The sequence below is a fragment of the Serratia sp. CMO1 genome (assembly GCF_015689115.1).
In the GTDB taxonomy this organism is placed as follows: domain Bacteria; phylum Pseudomonadota; class Gammaproteobacteria; order Enterobacterales; family Enterobacteriaceae; genus Serratia; species Serratia marcescens.
Genome location: NZ_CP065032.1, coordinates 3,160,765 through 3,183,400, shown reverse-complemented (window position 1 = coordinate 3,183,400; position 22,636 = coordinate 3,160,765). Strand labels below are relative to the sequence as shown.

At 58.8% G+C, this 22,636-nt stretch carries 19 protein-coding genes; 10 read left to right on the top strand and 9 right to left on the bottom strand.

Translation table 11 applies throughout. The features are described from left to right. From IT763_RS15195 to IT763_RS15175, 5 genes are all read left to right on the top strand, one after another. On the top strand, positions 1-1,395 hold the full coding sequence (locus IT763_RS15195) for an MFS transporter (protein ID WP_028128351.1): 1,395 nt from the start codon (positions 1-3) through the stop codon (positions 1,393-1,395). Positions 1,396-1,537: 142 nt separating this feature from the next. Beyond that, positions 1,538-2,368 (top strand): alpha/beta fold hydrolase, encoded by an 831-nt coding sequence (locus IT763_RS15190; RefSeq protein ID WP_016927049.1) that lies wholly within the window; start codon positions 1,538-1,540, stop codon positions 2,366-2,368. Between the two features lie 9 nt (positions 2,369-2,377). Further along, positions 2,378-2,803: a DoxX family protein gene (locus IT763_RS15185; RefSeq protein ID WP_016927050.1), complete on the top strand. Its 426-nt coding sequence runs from the start codon at positions 2,378-2,380 to the stop codon at positions 2,801-2,803. Continuing rightward, positions 2,796-4,406 carry an MFS transporter gene (locus IT763_RS15180; protein ID WP_016927051.1) on the top strand — a complete coding sequence of 537 codons (1,611 nt, stop codon included), beginning with the start codon at positions 2,796-2,798 and terminating at the stop codon, positions 4,404-4,406. Before IT763_RS15185 ends, IT763_RS15180 begins: the two co-directional genes overlap by 8 nt. Before the next feature lie 96 nt (positions 4,407-4,502). Further along, positions 4,503-5,555: a nitronate monooxygenase family protein gene (locus tag IT763_RS15175; RefSeq protein ID WP_049299779.1), complete on the top strand. Its 1,053-nt coding sequence runs from the start codon at positions 4,503-4,505 to the stop codon at positions 5,553-5,555. 107 nt (positions 5,556-5,662) lie between these two features. Here the strand turns inward: IT763_RS15175 and IT763_RS15170 are convergent, their stop codons facing one another. The 8 genes from IT763_RS15170 to IT763_RS15135 form a co-directional block, all read right to left on the bottom strand. Beyond that, positions 5,663-7,045, bottom strand: coding sequence for a serralysin family metalloprotease (locus tag IT763_RS15170; protein ID WP_049299778.1), 1,383 nt, complete (start codon positions 7,043-7,045; stop codon positions 5,663-5,665). 502 nt (positions 7,046-7,547) lie between these two features. Next, the gene (locus IT763_RS15165; RefSeq protein WP_143778302.1) at positions 7,548-8,837 is read right to left on the bottom strand and encodes an alginate export family protein; all 1,290 of its coding nucleotides are present in this window, start codon (positions 8,835-8,837) and stop codon (positions 7,548-7,550) included. A gap of 41 nt (positions 8,838-8,878) precedes the next feature. After that, positions 8,879-9,676, bottom strand: coding sequence for a VOC family protein (locus tag IT763_RS15160; protein ID WP_162835078.1), 798 nt, complete (start codon positions 9,674-9,676; stop codon positions 8,879-8,881). A gap of 584 nt (positions 9,677-10,260) precedes the next feature. After that, positions 10,261-10,620, bottom strand: coding sequence for a DUF805 domain-containing protein (locus tag IT763_RS15155; RefSeq protein ID WP_071525925.1), 360 nt, complete (start codon positions 10,618-10,620; stop codon positions 10,261-10,263). After that, positions 10,613-11,062 carry a hypothetical protein gene (locus tag IT763_RS15150; RefSeq protein WP_193842900.1) on the bottom strand — a complete coding sequence of 150 codons (450 nt, stop codon included), beginning with the start codon at positions 11,060-11,062 and terminating at the stop codon, positions 10,613-10,615. Before IT763_RS15150 ends, IT763_RS15155 begins: the two co-directional genes overlap by 8 nt. Further along, positions 11,059-11,508, bottom strand: coding sequence for a hypothetical protein (locus IT763_RS15145; RefSeq protein ID WP_046896708.1), 450 nt, complete (start codon positions 11,506-11,508; stop codon positions 11,059-11,061). The genes IT763_RS15150 and IT763_RS15145 overlap by 4 nt, the downstream gene beginning before the upstream one ends. A 322-nt stretch (positions 11,509-11,830) precedes the next feature. Then, a complete protein-coding gene (gene katG / locus IT763_RS15140) occupies positions 11,831-14,026 on the bottom strand; it encodes a catalase/peroxidase HPI (protein ID WP_206194809.1) in 2,196 nt (731 codons plus the stop codon). A gap of 259 nt (positions 14,027-14,285) precedes the next feature. Then, complete coding sequence (locus IT763_RS15135) at positions 14,286-15,710, bottom strand: coniferyl aldehyde dehydrogenase (protein WP_241005477.1); 1,425 nt, start codon at positions 15,708-15,710, stop codon at positions 14,286-14,288. Positions 15,711-15,914: 204 nt separating this feature from the next. Here IT763_RS15135 and IT763_RS15130 point away from each other — a divergent pair, with 204 nt between their 5' ends. The 5 genes from IT763_RS15130 to IT763_RS15110 all read left to right on the top strand — a co-directional run bounded on the left by IT763_RS15130 (position 15,915) and on the right by IT763_RS15110 (position 21,544). Then, a complete protein-coding gene (locus IT763_RS15130) occupies positions 15,915-16,745 on the top strand; it encodes an alpha/beta fold hydrolase (protein WP_049299773.1) in 831 nt (276 codons plus the stop codon). Between the two features lie 67 nt (positions 16,746-16,812). Further along, positions 16,813-17,757 carry an NAD-dependent epimerase/dehydratase family protein gene (locus tag IT763_RS15125; protein ID WP_016927062.1) on the top strand — a complete coding sequence of 315 codons (945 nt, stop codon included), beginning with the start codon at positions 16,813-16,815 and terminating at the stop codon, positions 17,755-17,757. 231 nt (positions 17,758-17,988) lie between these two features. Next, on the top strand, positions 17,989-18,864 hold the full coding sequence (hchA, locus tag IT763_RS15120) for a glyoxalase III HchA (protein ID WP_164053038.1): 876 nt from the start codon (positions 17,989-17,991) through the stop codon (positions 18,862-18,864). Then, on the top strand, positions 18,861-19,589 hold the full coding sequence (locus IT763_RS15115) for a PA1136 family autoinducer-binding transcriptional regulator (RefSeq protein ID WP_206194808.1): 729 nt from the start codon (positions 18,861-18,863) through the stop codon (positions 19,587-19,589). Before hchA ends, IT763_RS15115 begins: the two co-directional genes overlap by 4 nt. 161 nt (positions 19,590-19,750) lie before the next feature. Next, a complete protein-coding gene (locus tag IT763_RS15110) occupies positions 19,751-21,544 on the top strand; it encodes a DUF262 domain-containing protein (RefSeq protein WP_206194807.1) in 1,794 nt (597 codons plus the stop codon). Between the two features lie 83 nt (positions 21,545-21,627). Here IT763_RS15110 and IT763_RS15105 read toward each other — a convergent pair whose 3' ends face one another. Then, positions 21,628-22,518, bottom strand: a complete 891-nt coding sequence (locus tag IT763_RS15105; protein ID WP_049299770.1) for a LysR substrate-binding domain-containing protein — start codon at positions 22,516-22,518, stop codon at positions 21,628-21,630. Positions 22,519-22,636 lie beyond the last annotated feature (118 nt).

Sequence of the window (22,636 nt, the reverse complement as noted above, 5' to 3'; positions counted from 1 at the left end):
GTGAGTGACTCTGTAGCGGCGTCGCCGATCCATGCGCGGGATTTGGCGGCCAGAATCGACGCCTTGCCCGCGTCGGCCGGCCTGTGGCGCTTTATCATTCTGCTGTCGCTGGGCGGCTTTTTCGAACTCTACGATCTGTTCCAGACCGGCTATATCAGCACCGGCCTTATCGCCGACGGCATTTTCCACACCGGCGCGCAGGGCGTCTTCGGCGTGTCGGATCAGGCGGCCTTCGCCTCCGCCACCTTTCTCGGCCTGTTCGTCGGCGCCAGCCTGCTGAGCCCGTACGCCGATCGCTTCGGCCGGCGCGCCACCTTTATGTTCGCCCTGATCTGGTATGGCGCCTTCTCGCTGCTGTTGGCGTTTCAACAGCAGGCGGAATGGGTGATCTTTCTGCGTTTTCTGGTGGGCGTCGGGCTCGGCATCGAGTTGGTGACCATCGATACCTACCTGACGGAGTGGGTGCCCGCGCATCTGCGTACCCGGGCTTTCGCCTTCGCGTTCTTCGTGCAGTTTCTGTCGGTGCCGGCGGTGGCGCTGATGTCCTGGTGGCTGGTGCCGCAGACGATTTGGGGCCTGAGCGGCTGGCGCTATGTGGTGATCGCCGGCGCGCTGGCTTCGCTGGTGATCTGGCTGGTGCGCAAGGGGCTGCCGGAGTCGCCGCGCTGGCTGGTGCAACAGCGGCGCTATGCGCAGGCCCGGCAGGTGATGCGGGACATGGAACGGCGCTGCGGCGTGGCGGCCGCAGACTTCCCGTCGCGCCCGGTTGACGATGCCGAGGGGGCGCCGCTGCGCGGCCGCTTTCGCGACATCTGGGCGCCGCAATATCGCGATCGCACGCTGATGCTGGTAGTGATGAATTTCTTTCAGGCCATCGGCTTCTTCGGCTTCGGCAACTGGTTGCCGGCGCTGCTGTCGGGCAAGGGCGCTTCGGTCACCCACAGCCTGCTGTACGCTTTCTTCATCACGCTGGCCTACCCGCTTGGCTCGCTGCTGTGCAGCTTCTACGCCGACAAGATGGAGAACAAGTGGCAGATCGTGTTGTCCTGCCTGGTGACGGTGATCTTCGGCTCGCTGTTCGCACTGCAGAACAATCCACTGTGGCTGATCCTGTGCGGTTTCTTCATCACCTGGTCCAACGCCTGGCTGACCTACAGCTACCACTCGTATCAATCCGAGATCTTCCCGACCCATATCCGCGCCCGCGCCGTCGGTTTCTGCTACTCCTTCAGCCGCCTGTCGACGGTATTCAGCAGCATCATCATCGGCATTATCTTGCAGTACGGCGGTTCGCTGGGGGTGATCGCGTTTATCGTCGCCAGCATGCTGATCGTGATGCTGGTGATCGGGCTGTTCGGCCCAAAAACGCGCGGTATCGATCTGGAAAACATCTGACGTTTTGCGCCGGCGGCGACGCCGGCTTCTTCAGCAAAAAAACTCGCGATCATGCGAAAATTATTCCGTTATCACTGCCTTTACGCCTGCCGTACTGTTAACCCGTACAAAATCCAATTCGATACCGAGCGGGGAACACGTCATGAGCACCCTTACCGCGCCCGATGGCGCACGCATTTTCTATAAGGATTGGGGCCGCGGCCAGCCGATCCTGTTCTCCCACGGTTGGCCGCTGTCCGCCGACGCCTGGGACAACCAGCTGCTGTTTTTCGGCCAGAGCGGATTCCGCGTGATCGCCCACGATCGCCGCGGCCACGGCCGTTCCGATCAAACCTGGCACGGCAACGACATCAATCAATACGCTGACGATCTGGCCCTGCTGATCGAAACGCTGGATCTGCGCGATCTGATCCTGGTCGGCCATTCCACCGGCGGCGGCGAAGTGGCGCGCTACATCGGCCGTCACGGCAGCGATCGGGTGGCGAAGGTGGTGCTGGTCGGCGCCGTACCGCCGCTGATGCTGCAAACGCCGGTCAACCCAGAGGGTACGCCGATGGCGGCCTTCGACGGCATTCGCAGCGGCGTGGCGGGCAACCGCTCGCAGTTCTTCAAAGATTTGGCGGTGCCGTTCTATGGCCTCCACTGCGACGAGGTGGAGAGCAATGCGGGGCTGATCGACCACTTCTGGCTGATGGGCATGCAGGGCGGCGTGAAAGGGCAGTACGAGTGTGTGCGCGCGTTCTCCGAAGTGGATTACACCGCCGACCTGCTGGCGATCGACAAGCCGACGCTGCTGGTGCACGGCGACGCCGATCAGATCGTGCCGATCGGCGCCTCGGCGCTGAAAGCCGCTAAGCTTATGCAACAGGCGGAGCTGAATGTTTACGCTGGCGGTTCTCACGGTTTGGCGCAGGTCGATCCCGATCGCTTCAACGCCGATCTGCTGGCCTTCATCCAAAATTCGCCGTTTTAAGGGGGCGCGATGAACCTGACTGCTATCGCCGCCCGCTGCGCACAGCGGCTGCATGCGCCCGCGGTGCGCTGGCTGCTGCTGCTCGCCATTTGCGCCGCCTATATTCAGGGCGGGTTGGTCAAAGCGCTGAACGTCGAAGGCGCGATCGCCGAGATGAGCCACTTCGGCCTGCAGCCGTCGGCGCTGTTCGCCGTGCTGGTGACGCTGCTCGAACTGGCGGCGTCGGCGCTGATCCTGAGCGGCTTTTATCGCTGGCTCGGCGCGTTGGCGCTGGCCGGTTTTACCCTGATGGCGACGCTGATGGCCAATCCGTTCTGGCAGTTCGACGGGGCGGAGCGCGGCCAGATGATGAACGGATTTTTTGAACACCTCGGGCTGGCCGGCGCGCTGTTGCTGGTGGCATTTAACGATTTGAAGGAGCGAACGGATGGCTGAACAGACGGAAAACAAGGCGGCGGCGGGCGGCTTCGCGCCGCTGAAAATCCCATTATTTGCGGTGCTGTGGGGCGCCACGGTGCTCGGCAACGTCGGCAGCTTTATGCGCGACGTCGCCAGCTCGTGGCTGATCACTGACCTGTCGAGCAACCCTTCGGCGGTGGCGCTGATGCAAACCGCCGCTACGCTGCCGGTGTTCCTGCTGGCGATCCCGGCCGGGGTGCTGTCGGACATTCTCGATCGGCGGCGCTTTCTGATCTTCGTGCAAATTCTGCTGGCCTGCGTGAGCGGCAGCCTGCTGGTGCTGTCGCAGACCGGTTCACTGACGGTGGAATATTTGCTGGCGCTGACGTTCGTCGGCGGCATCGGCGCGGCGCTGATGGGGCCGACCTGGCAGGCGATCGTGCCGGAGCTGGTGCCGCGCGCCGAGCTGAAAAACGCCGTGGCGCTGAACTCGCTGGGCATCAACATCGCCCGTTCCATCGGCCCGGCGGCCGGCGGTCTGCTGCTGGCCAGTTTCGGCGCCGGCGCGGCCTACGGCGCGGACGTGATGAGCTATGTGCTGGTGATCGCGGCGCTGCTGTGGTGGAAGCGGCCGAAGGCCGAGGACAGCGGCCTGTCGGAGCACTTTTTCGGCGCCTTCCGCGCCGGCCTGCGCTATGCCCGTTCCAGCCGCGAGCTGCACGTGGTGCTGCTGCGGGCGGCGGTGTTCTTCGCCTTCTCCAGCTCGGTCTGGGCGCTGCTGCCGCTGGTGGCGCGCCGCATGCTGGGCGGCAGCGCCGGTTTCTACGGCGTTCTGCTGGGAGCGGTAGGCGCCGGGGCGATCCTCGGGGCGATTGTGCTGCCGCGCCTGCGCCAGCGGCTGAATGCCGATGGGCTGGTGCTGTTGGCGGCGGTGCTCACCGCCGTGGTGATGGCGGCCCTGTCGCTGGCGCCGCCGCAGTGGCTGGCGGTAGTGCTGCTGTTGGTGCTGGGCGCCGGCTGGATTATCGCGCTGACCACGCTCAACGGCGCGGCGCAGGGCGTGCTGCCCAACTGGGTGCGCGGCCGCGGCCTGGCCATTTACCTGATGGTGTTCAACGGCGCGATGGCGGCGGGCAGCCTGCTGTGGGGGCTGGTGGCGCAGGAGCTGGGCGTGGCCGCCACGCTGCTGGTCGGCGGCGTCGGCCTGTTGGCGGCGGGGCTGCTGTTCCACCGCCTGCGTCTGCCGACCGGCGAGGCCGATCTGCAGCCGTCGAACCATTGGCCGGAGCCGTTGGTCAACACGCCGGTTGAAAACGATCGCGGCCCGGTGATGATTCAGGTGGAGTACCGCATCCGCGAACAGGATCGGCCGCAGTTCTTGCGCACGCTGCTGATGCTGGAGCGGGCGCGCCGCCGCGATGGCGCTTACGCCTGGGGCATCACCGAGCATACCGGCGATCCGGAATGCATCATGGAGTGGTTCCTGGTGGAGTCCTGGGCGGAGCACCTGCGGCAGCACCAGCGGGTGTCGCACGCCGACGCCGACCTGCAGCAGGAGGCGCTGCGCTTCCATATCGGCCCGGAGAAACCGGTGGTGCATCACTTCCTGTCGCTGGACAGGCGGCAGGTGAAGCATTAACTGCACGGCCGGGCGGTGAGAAGGTGCTATGCTTTTGGTCGGTTCGGCGGCGTGGCCGCCGTAAGACGAATGTAGTCAGCACAGGGAGACACATTGATGACGGCACCTTCTGCTTTTGCCCGCGAGCTTGGGCTGCGCTATCCGATCGTTCAGGGGCCGATGAACGGCGCGTCGCCGCCGGCATTGGCGGTGGCGGTGAGCAACGCCGGGGCGCTGGGATCGTGCGCGGCGGCGCTGTTTTCACCGGCGGTGATCCTCGAACGGGTGCAGCAGATCCGCGCGCAGACCGCCGCGCCGTTCAACATCAACCTGTTTCTGCTTGATGAGCAGCACCCGGATCTCGCCGAGCTTAAGCGCGCCCAGCACCTGCTGCGGCCGTTCCGCGAAGCGCTGGGGCTGAGCGAGCCGCCGATCCCCACCCAATTTGCCGAAAACAACCGCGACCAGATCGCGGCCCTGCTGGAGGCTGCGCCGCCGGTGGTCAGCTTTACCTTCGGTGTGCTGCCGCGCGCCACGGTCACGCAGTTCAAGAAGGCCGGCTCGCGGGTGATCGGCACCGCCACCACGGTGGCGGAAGCCCGCGCCTGGGAAGAAGCGGGCGCCGACTTCGTTTGCGTCTCGGGCGCGGAGGCGGGCGGCCACCGCCCGACCTTCCTCGGCGACATCGAGCAATCCTGCGTCGGGCTGATGGCTTTGCTGCCGCAGGTGGCGGCGGCGGTGAAGATCCCGGCGATCGCCGCGGGCGGCATCATGAACGGGCGCGGCATTGCGGCGGCGCAATTGCTGGGCGCGCAGGCGGCGCAGCTGGGCACCGCGTTTCTGTGCAGCCCGGAGTCGGGCATCGCCGAAGCCTGGCGGGCGGCGCTGCGCAACGCCGGCGATGACAGCACGCGCCTGACGCGCGCCTTCAGCGGCCGCCCGGCGCGCGGCATCGTCAATGACTTCATGCGGCAGATGCGCGCGGAAGAGGCGCAGATCCTGCCCTATCCGGTGCAGAACGCGCTCACCGGCGATATCCGCCAGGCGGCGGCCAAGGCCGGGCGCGGGGAGTTTATGTCGCTGTGGGCCGGGCAGGGCGTGGGCCTGGCGCGGCCGATGCCGGCGGCGGAGCTGGTCGCCACCCTGGCGGCGGAGCTGGAAGCGGTGTGAGCTCGTCTGCGCGATTTATTGCTGTGGCAATGTAAAAAGACGCCGGGGTGAGGCCTGAGAAGAGATGAACAGCCCGGCGTTCACGCCGGGCTGCGGGTTTACCCCTGCTAGACGAGAATATCGGCGGAAGCGTCGACATGCCCAACGATTTTGACAAGGAAATCAGGTAATTGATTGCCGGAGAGATTGATGGCCAGATCGGTGACATTCTGCTGCGCGTCATAATTCAGCGCCGCTTCATACAACGAGCCGCTTAAACTATCCACGAAGTGCAGCTCGCTCCCATCGGCCTTAGCCGTCTGGTTGAGCCACGACAGATCGATTTTATCCACCGCCGTCTGGAAATCGCGGATCCAATCCGGTGCGGCGGCTTGGCTGTCGCCGGCTTCGCGGAAGACGAAGGTGTCCGCGCCTGCATTGCCCCAGAGCTGATCGGCGCCGCCGGCACCGTAAATGATGTCGTTGCCTGCACCGCCTTTTAGCGTATTGTTCAGCGCGTTGCCCACTAAAATGTCTGCGCCGCTGCCGCCGATGATATTTTCAATCTGCGCGCCGTAGGCGATGGCGATATTTGCCTTCAAGCCGCCCACATCAGAGAATGCGCCTTCGTTAATGTTGATGCGCTGATCCTGGCTGTAGCCTGAAAAATCCAGCGTGTCATTGCCGCCAGCATCCCAGATAGCCGCCACGATTTTGTCCGTGGACGCCTTAACGCTCAGAAAGTCTCTGTCCGTATTCGAGTTGAAACCATAGGTGGTATCACCGGTGCGCGTGGTGGTATTCGCGCCGTAAAGCTTCTGTATGGCGGTAATATCATCCAGCTGCGGCCCTGATGGCCAAACGCCTTTATAGTCAGCGCTGGTGTATTGTTCGTTAAAATAGCTCATCAAAGAATATTGATGGTCGTCTTCATAATACTTCGCCGAGTTGGCGTAGGTGGGGTAGGTGGCATTTGACGCATCATAATTGCCGGGATGAGAAAGCCCTAACGCATGCCCTATTTCATGAGTCAGCGTATCCCTGGCGTAGTTATTGGTTTGCGGATTGGAGGCGTCGTAGCCGTTATTGCCGCTGATCCAAATGGTGCTTTTGAGATTGCTCTGCGTACTTTCATACGAGGTGTAATTGCCCCCGCTGGCCGCCTTATAAAAACCAAACTTTATATCTGCATTTTTCGCGTCGTTGCCTTTAACCTCGGTGAACGTGATGTTGGCCACATCCGACCAGGATTGCAATGAAAGCTTGGTTTGGGCTTGCTGGGCGGCGGTAAGCTGCGCGGCGCCCGTCTTGTCGCTGCCGGTATAGACGGGGAAAGAGTAGGTCAAGGTAGCCGCATGGTCGGTCACGCCTTTGCCATTGGCGGAATAATGGCTCCTCAGCAGCAGATCTGAAACTTCTTGCGTGGTATATGACGGTTTACTGCTCCCCGCGTGATCGCCTCTTTCATAACTGGTTAAATAACCGGAAATCTTATCGGTCGCTAATGACATATCAAACTCCTTTGGACGTTGACAATATTGCACCTAACGCTCTATATGCTCGTACACAGGTTTGAAAATCAGGGGTAATTAATGTGATATCATTGGCTTGCCTCCTTGGTCCGGCTTGAATATTGCGTTCAAGCAGAATATATCCTTATCATTAATCACGGTGAGGAATTAATTTTGCACTGTGATTGCGTTAAAGCAGTATAAACACAATTATTTTATTAATGAGTTATTCTTATATGAATCTTTTACATAAGATATGCGTAAAAGGCGTGCTTAAATAACCAGGTGGAATTGAATATTTATTTAATATTACACTGTAATTGGCTCGCGGAGTTTACGTGATTGATTTATCTTTTTGCTTTTATTTGGCTTTTGTCTGTGAATGGCGGCGAGTAGCCGCCATTGCCGCAATGCATATGGGCGGCTACTCGCCGGCGATCGTCATTAATTGAGTACGGGATTATTAAGGGCGCCCGCGTACACCGATTAACTTACCTGATACTTAAAAACTGTAGGTGCCCTGCGCCAGCACGAAGTTCATGTTTTTCAGCCCGGCATGTTGCTGCAGGCTGTTGCTGACGTCGAAGTAGACGTAGGCCACCTTGAACTGGAGATCGCTTCTCGGCATCCAGGTGGTTTCGACCTGGTACTGGTTGCCGATAAAGCGCGAGCCCTGTCCGCTGCCTTTCACCGGGCGCATTGGCCCGAGGTAGAAGGCGTCCTCGCGGCGTTGCCGCCATAAGGCGTCCCAGCTGAAGTCGATGGCCAGGGTTTGCCACGGCGTAATCGTGACCGAAGGATGGATAGCGATCAGGTTAGCCGGCGCCACCAGCCCGTTCTCGGTCAGGTAGGGCAGCTTGGGGTACATGGCGTTAAAGGTGTTAAGCTGCCCATCGTGACCGTTTTTATCGCCGCTGGCGATGCCAATCTTGCCGCCAAAGCGCGGCTGCCAGCGCCAGTCGCTCACCGTATAGCCGGCGTGCGCCGACGCCGACCAGGCGCGGATATCACGCTGCTCTGCGCTGCCGAACTGCCAGGCGGCTTCATTATCCCAGTCGAACCCCTGCGCCGCGCCGAAAATGCGCGCGCCGACGGTATAGCGCCGCTCTTGTCCGCTGAGCTGCGCGTAGTGGGCATCGTTATCCTCAAAGCCAAAGGTGTAGAGATCGAGCGAGGACGCCAGCGGCGTCAGCGGCGTGGTGCCGTACAGCCCCCACACCTTTTGGCTGTTGTCGGTATCGTCGTCGAAACTGCCGGTTTTAAGGGTGACAGGATGGCCGATAAAGGCGTCGAGGCGGTTTTTATCCTTGACCCAGCTGGCGCGGATAGCATCGAAGGAACGGCGCACGTTGGGGCCGTCGCGGGTGCCCAGCAGGTGCAGCGAGCCCAGCGCAATCTCCTGGCGGCCGACCCGCAGGGTGCCGAGGCCGTAGGCAGTGGGCAGTTTCATATCCACATAGCCCTGGCCGAGGTAGGCATGATCTTCGTCGGTCGGCTTGCGCCCGCGATCGCGCGGCGTGGCCAGCGACGATCCCACTTGCACATAGGCGCCGAAATAGTCGCCGTAGTCGAGGCGCGCGCCAACCAGCAAGCGCTGCATGAAAGTGTCGTCGCGTCCGCCATTCAGATCCCGTTGATCCGTCCATTCATAGCGCTCGCGCAGTGAACCGTCGAAAGATAAGGTGGCCGCATCGCCCAACGGGATGTTTTTCCAGGGGGAAGCGACGGGCTCCGCCGCCAGCGCGGGGAGCGTGGAAAACAGCAACAGTGCGGGTAGCGTGCGTTTCATCATGAATATCCGAAGAAAAAAGCGCGCCGCAGCGCGCCTTGGGTTTATTTAGCCGTCTGGTGAATTTCGGCGATGTAGCCGCCGGGGAAACGCACCAGCGCCGAGGCGCGGCGTTCCGCCGCCGTCGAACGCCACAGCACCTGCGCGCCAGTGGCCGTCGCTTTGGCCAGCGTGGCCTGCAGATCCTCGACGCCATAGCCGGTGCGCTCATGGCCGAACGGATAAGGCAGATGCCCATCGGTGACGAAAATGCGCGTTTTGCCAAAGCGCGAGTCCAGTTCGATCTGGCGGATTTTGCCGTTATCGTTGCGGCCGATCGCCGCATCGCTGACCTGTTCGTCGCTCACCACGTTGCCGTGCGAGAACGTCTGATAGCTTTTCAGGAAGTCATCGATGCGGTAAGCGGAGAGGTACAGGCGGTTTTCCGGCAGGCTCAGCAGCGGTTTGTAGTTGGGCGCTTTGGTGTGCCAATAGAGCTGCATGTTGACGCCGCCGGGCCACTGGATCACTGCGTCGCGCCCAATCGGATCGTCGAAGGGTTCGACCAGCACATCGGCGCCGGCGGCCCTGGCCTGCCGGATGGCGGCGTCCATATCCCTGACCAGAAAACCGTTGCGCTCGGCGCCGAACGGGTACGGGATCGGCGTTTTGAAATCGAACACCGAGAAGCTGCCGGCCGGCGTCAGTATCAGCTGGGAGTAAGTTTCGCTGGGGGTGGGCGTGACGTTGACCAGCACGCGTTCGGTACTGGTGCCGCCGAAGGTTTTCAGGATGCTGTCGACAAAGGCGTCCATTTTGCCGCGTTCGACGTAGACATGGGTGGTGTCATATTGCGGCCCCACGGCAAGAGACGCCGTATCGGCCGCCCATGATACGGCAGGGAGCAGCAGCGCAAGGGCCGATATCCTCAGCCGACGAGAAGAAATACCGATAGTATGTTGCATGTTGACCTCCAGGTAGCGGTTATTTTCCTGAGTGAAACGTCATTTCCTATGAGCTTTCCCGTCGGCTGAAAAATAAAAGCTAAAAACGCAACGTGCGCCGTGAAACATTAACGAAGGGCGAACGTCAGACGCCTGAACGAATATCGCGCAGGTGCAGATCATCTATTTTTATGGCGTAAAACGATAGGGCGCCTTTGCCGGCCAAACCCGCTGCCGCTAAGGGATGGCGATGGTCATTAGGCCCGCCTCGCCGCGTGTTGAGGTGAGTCGAGGATAATCCATAACGGTGTTCTCCTTGATGGGATATATCGTATTAGCGCGCTGAAGTTACGTTCTTCATTGCCCTCTAAATATAAATACAGCATTAAAAGAATTGCCGCCCATCAAATTTTTATATGACTTGTTGAGTAAATGCGAATAAGCGGGAAAAGAGAATATCGCAGCGCCAGCCATGGCTCGCCGAAGCAGGCCGTTGAGGAGGCTTACGCCAGGTTTGGGCGATCGTCGTAAGGGTTATTGATGTTCTTAGCAGGAAGGAACAGCGCGAAGATCAGCATTACATAGGGTGTGAAGCAGAACCAGGTCAGGCACCAACCACCGGAGTAACCCGCATCATGCAAACGGCGCACATTGGCCGCTAGCAAAGGCAGCAAAAACGCCGCAAGCGCGAAAATGGAAATCTCATTCATCTTGCTGGCGATAACGGCGAGATAAAGCAGAAACCAAACGTGCTGGCACAAAAGCAGCATTGAATAAGGCCCACGGCTTTCGCGGCCTGAGTAGGTGAAGGTCTTTTTGTAACAGTTGAGTAGACTATTCAGGATTCTCGGTTGTTTAGACATTGCGTTCTGATTGTCCTGACTTGTTGACGAGCCATAGCGACGAACAGGTTAAAACCAGAGAAATAAGCGCTGGGCCAGCAAGGTTAAACTGTTCAAGAGCAATTGCATCCATCGGGATTTTGTTGAGAGGTTCCAGGAACTTGCTCTTAAGTATCAAGATGAAGAGAAGGTAGACGAAGTGGATACCCACCCAAGTGCTATAGATAACGGCATATCGTCCAAGGGATTTTGATTTTTTTGTCAGTACGATCTGCGTCAGGATGATGACACCGCACAAAATGAAAATCCCGGCAGTCTTGAACTGGGTAACGACCGTTGCTGCAACGTCAGAAACAAACAATGCTTTCCCGGCAAAGTAGAGCTTTGCCATTGGGAGGTACAGAAAATAACCAATAAAACCATAAATGACTATCAGACTAATGAACAGCATCGTTTTCTTCATTTTTTTAGCTCCTTGGCGCTGCTCAAGGATAACATCAAATTTTTCATTTCTAGTTCAGTACGAATCATTATCAGATTCTTGGTCGTCTTGTTGTATTTTGCCATTGCAGTAGGGGCTGATTGTCCACCGTTGCTCATAATGAATGAGACGTCTTTCCTGCCATAGAGCTTCATCTCTGGGATAGGATCTTGGCCATAAATGTAAGGTGTGGGTACGTTAATCTTATAGGATTTCCCTAAAAAGTCGGGAAGGGGGGCTTTTGCTCCATCCAGAGGCGTTACTCTTGTTTCAAATCCGGCGAACTCCAGTGAATAGAGCGTGCTGCCCCCTTGTTTGTCTCTACTGACCAAGTCGTTGCCCATCAGTATCTTAAATTTTTCCCAAATGCCGAGCTGTGTATAGTCGATCTTTCGCCCCTCCCAAAAAACCTCTTGTTCCTTACGCAATTGGTAGACGTAGCGCTGGATTTGTACAGCAGAAGGAGAGATGTGTCCTATGGACGGGAGTCAATTTTTGCTGAAAATTTGTTCTTTAATGATAAATATTCCTGTTTCTCCGTAAACATTAATATCGTCCATGATTACTCCTATTTAATTGATTTTTAATATTTTTAAATTGTCTTTGTATGCATTTAATCGCCTAAACTATCATGGGGTTATAAATTTTATCAATCAGTTAGTCATTTTTATGTGTTGTGTCGTCGGTTTTTTTACCCTCAAATAAAAAAGCCCGCCGACTTACCGTGGCGGGCTTTGTGCTGTCGCTAAGTTACGCCAGATCGAAGCGATCGAGGTTCATCACTTTGTTCCAGGCGGCGACGAAGTCGTGGGCGAACTTCTCCTGCGCGTCGGCGCTGCCGTAGACCTCGGCCAACGCGCGCAGCTGCGCGTGCGAACCGAACACCAGATCGACGCGGGTGCCGGTCCACTTGACCGCGCCGCTGCGGCGATCGCGGCCTTCGAACAGGCCGTCTTCACCGACCGGGTGCCAGGTGGTGCCCATGTCGAGCAGGTTGACGAAGAAGTCGTTGGTCAGCGCCTGCGGCCGCTGGGTGAACACGCCGTGCTGCGTGCCGCCGACGTTGGCGCCGAGCACGCGCAGCCCGCCGACCAGCACCGTCATTTCCGGCGCGGTCAGGGTCAACAGCTGCGCCTTGTCGACCAGCAGCGTTTCGGCCGGCACGCGGTATTTGCCCTTCAGGAAGTTGCGGAAACCGTCGGCGAGCGGCTCCATCGCCTCGAAGGAGTCCACGTCGGTCTGTTCCTGTGAAGCGTCCATGCGGCCCGGCGCGAACGGCACCGTCAGGGCGAAACCGGCGTTCTTCGCCGCCTGTTCCACACCCGCCGCGCCGGCCAGCACGATCAGATCCGCCAGCGAGATGCGCTTGCCGCCGGTCTGCGCGTCGTTGAAGGCGCGTTGAATGCTCTCCAGCTTGGCCAGCGTCGCGGCGAGCTGCGCAGGTTGGTTGACCGCCCAGTCCTTTTGCGGCGCCAGGCGAATGCGCGCGCCGTTGGCGCCGCCGCGTTTGTCTGAACCGCGGAAGCTGGAAGCCGAAGCCCAGGCGGTGGAGACTAGCGCGGACACCGACAGGCCGGAAGCCAGCACGGCGTTTTTCAGCGCGGCGATGTCCTGCTCGTCGATCAGCGGATGATCGACGGCCGGGATCGGATCCTGCCAAATCAGCTCTTCCTGCGGCACTTCCGGGCCAAGGTAGCGCGCGCGCGGCCCCATGTCGCGGTGGGTCAGCTTGAACCAGGCGCGGGCGAAGGCGTCGGCCAGTTCCTCCGGGTGTTCATAGAAGCGGCGCGAAATCTTCTCGTAGGCCGGATCGAAACGCAGCGACAGATCGGTGGTCAGCATGGTCGGGCGGCGCTTCTTGTTCGGATCGAAGGCGTCGGGAATGGTTTCACCGATGTCTTTCGCCACCCACTGGTGCGCGCCGGCCGGGCTTTGGCTCAGCTCCCATTCGTATTCGAACAGGTGGCGGAAGAAGTCGTGGTTCCACTGGGTCGGGGTGGTGGTCCAGGTGACCTCCAGGCCGCTGGTGATGGCGTCTTTGCCGACGCCGGTGCCGAAGGTGCTGTGCCAGCCGAGGCCCTGCGACTCCAGTCCGGCCGCTTCCGGATCGGCGCCGACGTGAGACGCCGGGCCGGCGCCGTGGGTCTTGCCGAAGGTGTGGCCGCCGGCGATCAGCGCCACGGTTTCTTCGTCGTTCATCGCCATGCGGGCGAAAGTTTCACGGATGTCGCGCGCGGCGGCTACCGGATCGGGATTGCCGTCCGGGCCTTCCGGGTTAACATAGATCAGGCCCATCTGCACCGCCGCCAGCGGGTTTTCCAGATCGCGGTCGCCCGAGTAGCGGCTGTTCGGCCCGCCGCTCAGTTCCAGCCAGATCTTCTCAGACCCCCAGTAGACGTCGTCCGGCTCCCAGGTGTCGGCGCGGCCGCCGGCGTAGCCGAAGGTTTTGAAGCCCATCGATTCCAGCGCCACGTTGCCGGTCAGGATAATCAGATCGGCCCAGGAGAGGTTGCGGCCGTATTTCTGCTTGATTGGCCACAGCAGGCGGCGCGCCTTGTCGAGGCTGACGTTGTCCGGCCAGCTGTTGAGCGGGGCGAAGCGCTGCTGGCCTTCGCCCGCGCCGCCGCGGCCGTCGCCGATGCGGTAGGTGCCGGCGCTGTGCCAGGCCATGCGGATGAACAGGCCGCCGTAGTGGCCGAAGTCCGCCGGCCACCATTCCTGCGAGTCGGTCATCAGGGCGTGCAGATCCTGTTTGACCGCCGCCAGATCGAGGCTGTTGAAGGCATCGGCGTAGTTGAAGTCTTTATCCATCGGATCGGACAGGGGGGAATGCTGATGCAGCGGTTTCAGGCTGAGCTGATTAGGCCACCAATCCTGATTGGTGGGGCCGTTCTGCGGTGCGGGCTGCTTGCCGCCCGAAAACGGGCATTTGCTTTCAGTTGTCATAATGCGCTCTCTGCTTCCGTAAAGATGCTCCAGCCGCCGGGCGTGGAGCGGTTAACAAGGCATGCGGGTAAGGCTTGCGTCGGGTATTGCGCTAAATAACTGAACTCAATCGATTTACGTCATCCTCGCCGCCAACGGGCAAAGGGTGACTCATGGCTAAGCTTAGTCAGCGGCGGCGGAGAGATAAAATAGGAATGAGTGAATATTGTGATAGCTTGCGGCGATTTATGGGTGTGCTATTGATAGTCAACACGCCGCGTTATCGGCGCCGCAACATGAACGCGAGCACTGCGTCCGCCAGCTTGCCGAACGGCGCGCGCAGCAGGTCGGTAAAGCGCCAGCGGCTCTGGATGAAAACGCCTTTGGCGTGGCTCAGCGCCCGAAATCCTTCGATGCCGTGACAGGCTCCCATGCCGCTGGGGCCGATGCCGCCGAACGGCAGGTCGTCCTGAGCGAAGTGCAGCAGGGTGGCGTTGATGCTGACGTTGCCGGAGGCGGTGCGCGCCAGCAGCCGATCCTGCTGCGCGTCTGCCGGGCCAAAGTAGTACAGCGCCAGCGGGCGCGGCCCGGCGTTGATAATGTCGATCGTTTCATCAAAGGCGGCGTAGGTGCGCACCGGCAGCAGCGGCCCGAAGATCTCTTCTTGCATGATCCGGCTGTCGTCGGGGGCGCCGACGACCAGCGTGGGGGCCAGGGTTTTCGGCCGTTCAGACGCCGAGTCCGGGCGATGGCCGACCGGATGGAGTTGCGCGCCGCGCGCCTGTGCGTCGGCAAGCAGCGCTTGCAAGCGGTGGTAGTGCCTGTCGTTGATGATGGCGCCGTAGTCGTCGCCGGTTGGCCCGTCGGGATAAAAGCTTTTAACCGCCGCGTCATAGAGCGCCATGAAGCTTGCCAGATCGTCCTGATGAACCAGCAGGTAATCGGGCGCGATGCAGGTTTGGCCCGCGTTCGACAGCTTGCCGAACGCCACGCTCTGGACGTTTCTGGTGTTAACCGCGCCGCGCGCCATGACGGCGGGGCTTTTGCCGCCCAGTTCGAGCGTTAACGGCACCAGATGTTTGCCGGCCGCCTGCATGACCTGACGGCCGATTGCCGTGCTGCCGGTGAACACCAGATGGTCGAACGCCAGCTCGCTGAATCTGGCCCCGACGTCCGGCCCGCCGGTCACGACGGCGACCTCATCGGCGGGAAACCGCGCCGCCAGCATCGTTTGGATGAGGCGGCTGGTATGCGGCGTGAGCTCCGAAGGTTTCAGCATCACGCGGTTGCCGGCGGCCAGGGCGGTGGCCAGCGGGATGAAGGTCAACGAGAAGGGATAGTTCCACGGAGCCATGATGCCAATCACGCCCTTGGGCTGATATTGCACATAGGCGCGTGCGGCCTGATACGGCAGGGCGACGTGGCGGCGCTCCGGCTTCATGAAGCGTTTCAGGTTGCGCAGCAGGTAATCGATCGCCTGAACGGTGACCAGAATCTCCAGAATGTCGGTTTCGTAAGGCGAACGGTGGCCGAAGTCCGCGCTGACGGCCGCCGCCAGCGCGGCGCGCTGAGCCAGAATGGCGCTCCGCAAGCGGCGCAGGGCGGCCTTGCGCTGTTGCAGCGTCGGCGCGCCGTCGCGCAGGAAGGCGTGGCGCTGGGCGGCAAGCCGTTGCTCCATCGTCGTGGCGGTGTCATCTCCTTGCACTTGAATACTCCTGATGCCGATCGCGTTACTGAGGGAAATACCGCTTGCCGGGCCACTATTGACCTTAAAGTGAACTTTAAACCTATACTCGTTAAACGATCAACGCAAGATCGTCGGCCAACCGGGATGAGGGAGCCAGAGATCCCGGCGCCGTGCGCAGTATAAACCTTCTTTTTTAACCATAGTGTAAATGGGAGAAACGACATGGGTTATGTAACGACCAGCGATGGCGTCGAGATTTTCTACAAGGATTGGGGCCCCAAAAACGGCAAGGTTATCTATTTCCACCACGGCTGGCCGCTGTCGAGCGATGACTGGGATGCCCAGATGCTGTTCTTCGTGAACAAAGGATTCCGCGTGATTGCGCACGATCGCCGCGGCCACGGCCGCTCCAGCCAGGTGTGGGAAGGGCACGACATGGATCACTATGCCGATGACGTCGCCGCGGTGGTAAAACACCTCGGCGTACAGGGTGCCATGCACGTGGGCCACTCGACGGGCGGCGGCGAGGTGGTGCGCTATATCGTGCGCCACGGCGAGGACAAGGTGTCCAAAGCGGTGTTGATCAGCGCGGTGCCGCCGCTGATGGTAAAAACCGACGCCAATCCGCAGGGCACCCCAAAATCGGTATTCGATGATTTCCAGGCGCAGCTGGCCGCCAACCGGGCGCAGTTCTATTACGACGTGCCGGCCGGCCCGTTCTACGGCTATAACCGCCCGGGCGCCAAGCCGTCGGAGGCGATTATCTGGAACTGGTGGCGCCAGGGCATGATGGGCGGCGCCAAGGCGCACTATGACGGCATCGTCGCCTTCTCGCAGACCGATTTCACCGAAGATCTCAAGAAGATCGCCATTCCGGTGCTGGTGATCCACGGCGACGACGATCAGGTGGTGCCTTATCAGGATTCCGGTGTGCTCTCGGCCAAGCTGGTGCAAAACGGCACGCTCCATACCTATAAGGGCGCGCCGCACGGCATCCCGACCACCCATGCCGATCAGGTCAACGCCGATCTGCTGGCGTTCGTGAACAGCTAAGCGCGAAAAAGCACCTTTGCTCCGCCCTGAGTGGGTGGAGCTTTTTTCATTGCGATGAGGAACGCCAATGCAAACGATCCTGGGCGCCAGTGGCCAGATCGCCCAAGAGCTGGCGCGTGAACTGAAGCGCGCGCACACCGATGATTTAAGATTGGTCAGCCGCCACCCGAAGAAGATCAACGACAGCGATACGCTGGTTGCGGCCGACCTGCTCGACGCGCAGCAGACCCTGGCGGCGGTGAAGGGCAGCGAGGTGGTGTATTTCGCCGCCGGCTTGCCGCCGGATTCGGCGCTGTGGGAGCGACAATTTCCGACCATGCTGCAGAATGCGCTGGACGCCAGCCGTACCGCGGGCGTGCCCTTTGTCTATTTCGACAATACCTATATGTATCCGCAGAACGGCGAGCCGCAGACGGAATCGACGCCGTTCGCGCCTCGGGGGCGCAAGGGACGGGTGCGCGCTCTGATGACCGAGAAGGTGCTCGACGAGATGAAGCGCAAGCAGATCCCCGTGCTGATCGGCCGTGCGCCCGAGTTTTATGGGCCGGGGAAAACGCAGAGCTTCACCAATGCGTTGATCGTCGACAGGTTGAAAGCGGGGGAAAAACCGCGCGTGCCGGTTCGCGATGACAGGCTGCGCACGCTGATTTGGACGCCCGACGCCAGCCGCGGGTTAGCTCGGCTCGGCAATACGCCCGACGCGTTCGGCCAGACGTGGCATCTCCCGTGCTGCGACGAGCGGCTCACCTATGCGCAGTTCGCCGCGTTGGCCTGCGAGGTGTTTGGGAAGGACATTTCATATTCCGTTATCGGCAAATGGGCGTTGATCGCCGCAGGGCTGTTTTCATCCGGGGCGCGAGAGATGCGCGAGCTGCTGCCGCGCTACGAGCACGATAACCTGTTCGACTCGACCAAGTTCAAACAGCGTTTTCCCGACTTCGCCGTCACGACGTATCGCGCCGGGCTGGAAACGATTTGGCGGGAGTGGAAGAACGCGCAAGCGCGACGTTAAGGCGTCTGTCGCGCCATGAGCAGGCGCATTCGGCACCCTGTCATCACTCTGCCCACCGTCTCGATCGGCGCGAGCGAGCCTCGACCTTCACCGGGCGGGGCTTTTTATTGGCTATGGCACCCCGCTTGAGCGCTGCCAGCGCGAGGGTGATTGAGGGATATCCCTCATTGCGGCCCCGCCGGCGGTTATTTAAGCTGAAAGGGCAATGCAACGGTGAATATGGAGATAATCATGACTGATTCAGTGTCCAACGATCGTAATCCCACCCCGGATGTGGCGGAAGACAACGCGTTCTTCCCATCGCCTTACTCCCTCAGCCAGTACACCTCGTCCAAAACCGACTTCGCGGGCGCCAGCTACCCGAACGCCTATCGCGGCGGCAAGTGGAAGGTGCTGATGATCGCCTCGCAGGAGCGCTACCTGCTGATGCAAAACGGCAAGTTCTTCTCCACCGGCAACCACCCGGTCGAGATGCTGTTGCCGATGTATCACCTGGATCTGGCCGGTTTCGAGATCGACATCGCCACGCCGTCCGGCGATCCGGTGAAGCTGGAGATGTGGGCGTTCCCGCATGAAGATGAAGCGGTCAAGGCCACCTACGAGAAGTACCGCAGCCAACTCAAGCAGCCGAAAAAGCTGGCGGAAGTGGTGAAGGATCTGGATGGCGGCAACTATCTCGGTGTTTTCATCCCCGGCGGCCACGGCGTGCTCAATGATATCCCGTTCAGTGAAGAGGTGAAAAAGACGCTGCACTGGGCCCATGACAACGATCGCTACGTGATCTCGCTGTGCCACGGGCCCGCCGGTTTGCTGGCGGCGGGCATTGGCGAGAGCAAAGACGATTTCCTCTATCGCGGCTATGAGATGTGCGTGTTCCCGGATGCTCTCGATACCGGCGCCAACATCGACATCGGCTATATCCCCGGCCCGATGCCCTGGCTGGTGGGCGAACGCCTGCGTGAGCTGGGCGTGAAGATCGTCAATGCCGACATCACCGGCAAGGTGCATAAAGATCGGCGCCTGCTGACCGGCGACAGCCCGCTGGCTTCCAACAACCTCGGCAAACTGGCGGCGGAGACGCTGCTGGCCGACGTCGCCACGCGATGAGCGATGAGATCGCGCAGCGCGCTTTCCAGACGGCGTTGGCGATGGACCACGAGCGAACCCTGTCCGCCATTCAGGAACGGGTTCGCGCCTTCGCCGCGCCGTTCGGTTTCGATCGCTTTGTGCTGTATTCCGCTTCCGCCGCGGCGGAGGCGGGGATCGAGCATATCTATTGGGTCGAGGGCGACTGGTTCGGCGAGGGGGAGGCGGTCGATGCGCTGACCTACGTGCGGCACTGCCCGGTGACTCGCCACATGCTGCGGGCCAGCGAGCCGTTCTTCTGGACCAAGACCCGGGCGCAGCAGGGAGAGCGCTACCGGATTGTGCGCACGCCGCGCGGCGCGGGCCTGCACGGCGTGCAAATCCCGGTGTTCGGCCCCGCAGGCCTGGAGGGCGCCGTCAGCCTGGGAGGCGAGCGCATCGACGCCTCGCCGCCGGTGCGGTTGGCGCTGTCGCTCGTGGGCTCGGCGGCCTTTCTGGCGGCGCGGCGGCTGTTCGAACCGGCGGCCGGCAAAGAAGAAGGCCGGCTGTCGGCGCGCGAGCGTGAGGTGCTGAGCTGGACCGCCATCGGCCGGCGGCAGGCGGATATCGCCGCGATGCTCGGCCTGTCTGAACGCACGGTGGAAAATCACCTGCGGCGCATTCGCCAACGTCTCGGCGCCGCCACCACCGCGCAGGCGATCAGCGTGGCGATCCGCCTGGGAGAAATCGCCCCCGAGAGCCGTTAGCCCGCCGCCATTTGCCGCAGCACAATCGTGAATGTGGCTGGATTTTATATGGAATTATGCTTTAATGCAGAACATTGGTTTACTTGTATTATGCACTTCTTAATATTAAGTTAATCATTTTTATTTTTAATGTTTTTTCTTCTGCAAAAGGAGTTTTTATCATGGCAATAACTCAGCAAGAACTAACAGTTCGTGGTGAACAAGTGGAAAGGATATATATTAACTATGTTAACAACAAATACATAGTTAATAGACGATATCAGCGAAAGCTCATCTGGACTATCGAAGAAAAACAGAGTTTTATAGACTCCATCATCAATGGCTATCCTGTCCCTATCATTCTATTAGCAGATCAAAAAGGAAGTCAGGATAACTTAGTAGAGATAATTGATGGAATGCAGAGAATGGATGCAATTACATCATTTATTAGCAATGATTTTCCAGTAAATGATTCTTACTTTGATTTAAACACATTTGCAACTACTAAAGATTTACTAGATAGAGGGGTTCTAATACAAAAAGAACCAGTGATGACAAGAGCTGATTGTCTGGCAATTTCTGCTTATCCTGTACCTCTGTCAATTTATGAGTTTTCTGATGGTGAGTCTGTTGATGAAATATTTAGACGTATAAATTCAGGTGGTCGCCAACTTTCTCGTCAAGAATTGCGAGCTGCTGGAGCAATTAATTCCTTTGCTGACTGTGTGCGCATTATTTCCTCTAGAGTACGTGGAGATACGTCTAACACACCGATACTTTTACTAAATGATATGAAATCAATAAGTATAACTAACAGAGAGCTACCGTATGGAATTAATGCTGACAATGTGTTTTGGGTTAAAAATGGTATTTTAACTAAAGATCATTTGAGGCAAAGTCGAGACGAAGAAATTGTAGCAGACCTTCTGGCTTATATGTTATCAGATACACCAGTTTCTTCACGTACCGAATTGTTTGATGATTATTATGGTGCTACCTACCCACTCAGAGGAGCAAACCTCGAAAGGTTTGAAGAAATGGATCAAGCGATTCGAAGAAGAAATCCTGATTTGGTAGATCTGGATTATCAACGCACCCATGATACATTAATGTTGCTTCTGGCAGAAGCGCAAACAACATTTTCTAATTTAATTTACCCCGACGGAAATGCTGGAAACCCAGTGCCTCGTTACTTCCAAGCTGTATTTTTAGCATTCCATGACCTCATTGTCCGTAAAGGAAAAGTACTTGCAGATAGGGCAGGAGCAATTGCGGCACTTACGAATAAAGGAAAGAATATTTCTATCCAAGAGGGAGGGAGATGGGGGGCCGAAAATAGAGGTGTGGCTGTTAACTCGGTCGTGGGAATGATTCAGCAATATTTTGAAGATGATAGTAATCCCGATCCAGCTAAAGTGCATTGGGTCACTAACCTCCAAAATTTGCTGACGAACTCGAAAACAGAACAGTCTGCTTATGATTTTAAGCAAGGTTTTCTTGAGTTAAGTAAAAGACCTAGTTTTGATGAGAACTCATTCGAAAAGATATTAGAGACATGTACAGCTATCGCAAATATTCAAAAGGGGCATAAGGGTTACGTAATCGTTGGCGTTTGTGATAATGATCATACTGCTATAAGGGTTCAAAATGTTTTTCAAGTAGCTCCGGTAACATTTAATGGCTTTCAAATAACAGGTGTCGAGCATGAAGCGGCGCATTTAGGGAAAACCATGGATCAGTTATTCCATCTAATAACTGAGAAAATTAAGTCATCAGAAATGTCTGAGCCTCTAAAGTCTTATGTAAATAGTCATCTTAAGTGTGTGAGGTATTACGATAAGACAATTTTTGTTTTTGAAGTTGTAGGGCAAGAGCAACCCTCGCATTATAATAAAAAGCATTTTGAAAGAAGTGGAACCCAAGTTGTTGAAGTGCCAATTGAGAATTATTCTGTTTTGTTCTCAAGATTTAAATGACTTGGCCTATAGAACTTTAATAAAGATTAAGAAGGCGGATGTATATATTTTAAATGTTCGCCTTCTAGTATTTCAATTAGAGATTAACCCGCCGCCATTTGCCGCAGCAGCCACGCGCGCAGCGCCATGATATCGGGACGCTGTGCGGTCTCCTCGGTGGTCATCAGATAGTAGTTGGCGCCGGGCAACGACATCTCGAACGGCGCGGCCAGCACGCCGCGCTGCAACAAATCGCGCGCCAGCAGCCGGCTGGCGATCACCACCCCTTGGCCCGCCACCGCCGCCTGCAGCGCATGGGTTTCGTCACTGAAGGTCAGCCCGGCTTCCACGTTCAATCCTTCCGGCCCGTAGCGCCGTCGCCAGTTCTCCCAGGTCGGCGAGTCGGCGGGCACCTGCCGATGCTCCACGTGAAACAGCGTCACCCGCTGCAAATCTTCGATGCGCTCCAGCGCCAGCGCCGGGCTAGCCACCACGATAAAACGATCCTCATGCAGCAGGGTGCAGTGCAGATCGCTTTCCGGCATTTCGCGGTAGCGGATGGCGACGTCCACGGTGCGCTGGCTGAGATCGACGCGCTCGACGCTGGTGTGCAGGCGCAGATCGATGGCGGGAAACTCCGCCTTGAAATCCGCCAGGCGCGGCACCAGCCAGTGGGTGAGAAAGTTGGAGGTGGTGGTGACGGTCAGCGCCGGCGGCTGCCGGGCGCGGGTGATTTGGGCGACGGACTGCGCCAGCGCGGCAAAGGCGCGCTGGGTGCCGGCATACAGGATCTCGCCGGTCTCGGTCAGGCTGACGCCCTGCGCGCTGCGCTCGCACACCCGGCATTCCAGCACCGACTCCAGCAGCTTGATCTGGTGGCTGACTGCCGTCGCGCTGACGCCCAGCTCCTCGGCGGCATGTTTAAAGCTGCGGCAGCCGGCCACGGCGTGGAAAGCGCGCAGCGCGCCCAGCGGCGGCAAACGGGTTTTTCTCATGGCTGAATTATTCTCATCCAAGGCTGAAAACTATGAGTTTGTCTGACCGATTATACAAGAGATAGGCTACTGACATGTGAACAGGGAAATGAATTTATTTCATCATTTCCATCATGTC

What these genes read in the sequence shown, in the direction of transcription:
- IT763_RS15190 (WP_016927049.1), top strand. Translation starts at nt 1,538, where the DNA reads ATGAGCACCCTTACCGCGCCCGATGGCGCACGCATTTTCTATAAGGAT.
- IT763_RS15185 (WP_016927050.1), top strand. Translation starts at nt 2,378, where the DNA reads ATGAACCTGACTGCTATCGCCGCCCGCTGCGCACAGCGGCTGCATGCG.
- IT763_RS15180 (WP_016927051.1), top strand. Translation starts at nt 2,796, where the DNA reads ATGGCTGAACAGACGGAAAACAAGGCGGCGGCGGGCGGCTTCGCGCCG.
- IT763_RS15175 (WP_049299779.1), top strand. Translation starts at nt 4,503, where the DNA reads ATGACGGCACCTTCTGCTTTTGCCCGCGAGCTTGGGCTGCGCTATCCG.
- IT763_RS15170 (WP_049299778.1), bottom strand. Translation starts at nt 7,045, where the DNA reads ATGTCATTAGCGACCGATAAGATTTCCGGTTATTTAACCAGTTATGAA.
- IT763_RS15165 (WP_143778302.1), bottom strand. Translation starts at nt 8,837, where the DNA reads ATGATGAAACGCACGCTACCCGCACTGTTGCTGTTTTCCACGCTCCCC.
- IT763_RS15155 (WP_071525925.1), bottom strand. Translation starts at nt 10,620, where the DNA reads ATGTCTAAACAACCGAGAATCCTGAATAGTCTACTCAACTGTTACAAA.
- IT763_RS15150 (WP_193842900.1), bottom strand. Translation starts at nt 11,062, where the DNA reads ATGAAGAAAACGATGCTGTTCATTAGTCTGATAGTCATTTATGGTTTT.
- katG (WP_206194809.1), bottom strand. Translation starts at nt 14,026, where the DNA reads ATGACAACTGAAAGCAAATGCCCGTTTTCGGGCGGCAAGCAGCCCGCA.
- IT763_RS15130 (WP_049299773.1), top strand. Translation starts at nt 15,915, where the DNA reads ATGGGTTATGTAACGACCAGCGATGGCGTCGAGATTTTCTACAAGGAT.
- IT763_RS15125 (WP_016927062.1), top strand. Translation starts at nt 16,813, where the DNA reads ATGCAAACGATCCTGGGCGCCAGTGGCCAGATCGCCCAAGAGCTGGCG.
- hchA (WP_164053038.1), top strand. Translation starts at nt 17,989, where the DNA reads ATGACTGATTCAGTGTCCAACGATCGTAATCCCACCCCGGATGTGGCG.
- IT763_RS15115 (WP_206194808.1), top strand. Translation starts at nt 18,861, where the DNA reads ATGAGCGATGAGATCGCGCAGCGCGCTTTCCAGACGGCGTTGGCGATG.
- IT763_RS15110 (WP_206194807.1), top strand. Translation starts at nt 19,751, where the DNA reads ATGGCAATAACTCAGCAAGAACTAACAGTTCGTGGTGAACAAGTGGAA.
- IT763_RS15105 (WP_049299770.1), bottom strand. Translation starts at nt 22,518, where the DNA reads ATGAGAAAAACCCGTTTGCCGCCGCTGGGCGCGCTGCGCGCTTTCCAC.